The sequence below is a fragment of the Devosia psychrophila genome (assembly GCF_000971275.1).
GTDB lineage: Bacteria > Pseudomonadota > Alphaproteobacteria > Rhizobiales > Devosiaceae > Devosia > Devosia psychrophila.
The window spans coordinates 1-1,080 of the sequence record NZ_LAPV01000210.1 but is presented as its reverse complement, the minus strand read 5'-3'; the positions used below and the strand labels follow the sequence as shown (position 1 = coordinate 1,080).

The 1,080-nt window shown below is 58.7% G+C and carries 2 protein-coding genes and 1 pseudogene; all 3 read left to right on the top strand.

The genetic code is table 11. The annotated features are described in order from the left end of the window. Positions 1 to 269: 269 nt before the first annotated feature. Positions 270 to 638, top strand: coding sequence for an IS5 family transposase (locus tag WH91_RS20870; protein WP_046172942.1), 369 nt, complete (start codon positions 270 to 272; stop codon positions 636 to 638). A gap of 14 nt (positions 639 to 652) precedes the next feature. Continuing rightward, positions 653 to 937: a transposase gene (locus tag WH91_RS20865; protein WP_158409618.1), complete on the top strand. Its 285-nt coding sequence runs from the start codon at positions 653 to 655 to the stop codon at positions 935 to 937. Further along, positions 918 to 1,080, top strand: a pseudogene (locus WH91_RS23855) (IS3 family transposase); the annotation flags it as partial. The gene WH91_RS20865 and the pseudogene WH91_RS23855, both read left to right, overlap by 20 nt.

Sequence of the window (1,080 nt, the reverse complement as noted above, 5' to 3'; positions counted from 1 at the left end):
ACCTACGACGCCATCATCGATGCCGCTTGTCAGGCATGGCGAAATCTCGTCGACCAGCCGACAACCATAACATCGATCGGCATGCGTGAATGGGCACACACCGGTCAATCGTGAGCGCCGTTGGTATTATACCATGATGGGCGGGCCAGCTTACTTGAGGCTCGCTCAGCTGAAGTTTCGACTAGCTGGCTAGCAAGCTAGGGTCAGGACCCATTAATTTGTTGAGTTGAGCCCTGAGCGGTGATTCAAGGTGGCAGGAGGATGCTGCCGTGAGTGATTTTCTGATGTTGACGCCCGAGCAGATGCGCCCGATCGAGCCCTATTTTCCGTTGTCGCATGGTGTTCCACGAGTGGATGACCGCCGGGTGTTGAGCGGCATCCTGTTCGTGATCCGCAATGGCCTTCGCTGGCGCGATGCTCCGGCCGACTATGGTCCGCACAAGACCATTTATAACCGCTTCATTCGCTGGAGCCGACTTGGCGTGTTCAACCGCATTTTCGCCGAACTCGCAGCACAGGGCGGCAAAACGGATAATCTGATGATCGATGCTACCCATCTCAAAGCCCATCGCACCGCGGCAAGTCTGCTTAAAAAGGGGCTCTACCCAGATGTATCGGACGCAGCCGTGGCGGACTGACCACAAAGCTGCAAGTGGTCTGCGACGGCAAGGGACGCCCAAGGCTGCTCCATTTGAGCGAAGGCCAGACCAACGATCACAAGACAGCTGCCGCAGTGATCGAGGACTTACCTGCTGCCAGCGCCATGCTGGCCGATCGAGCCTACAGTTCTGCGGCCTTCCGCCAGGCGCTCGTTGAACGCGGCATCACGCCCTGCATTCCACCGCATGCCAAGCATCGCATCCAGCATAGCTACGATGCTACCCTCTACAGGCAGCGCCACAGGATCGAGAACATGTTTGAAGGCCATTGCTCATGAGCGACGGCGCTTCGGATATCGGCGCCTGCACGTACTGCTGCGGCGAGAAGGCCATATGGTCAATCACAAGCGGCTGTTCCGCATCTATCGCGAGGAGAAGCTGGTCGTGCGCCGCCGCGGCGGCCGCAAGCGGGCGATGGGCA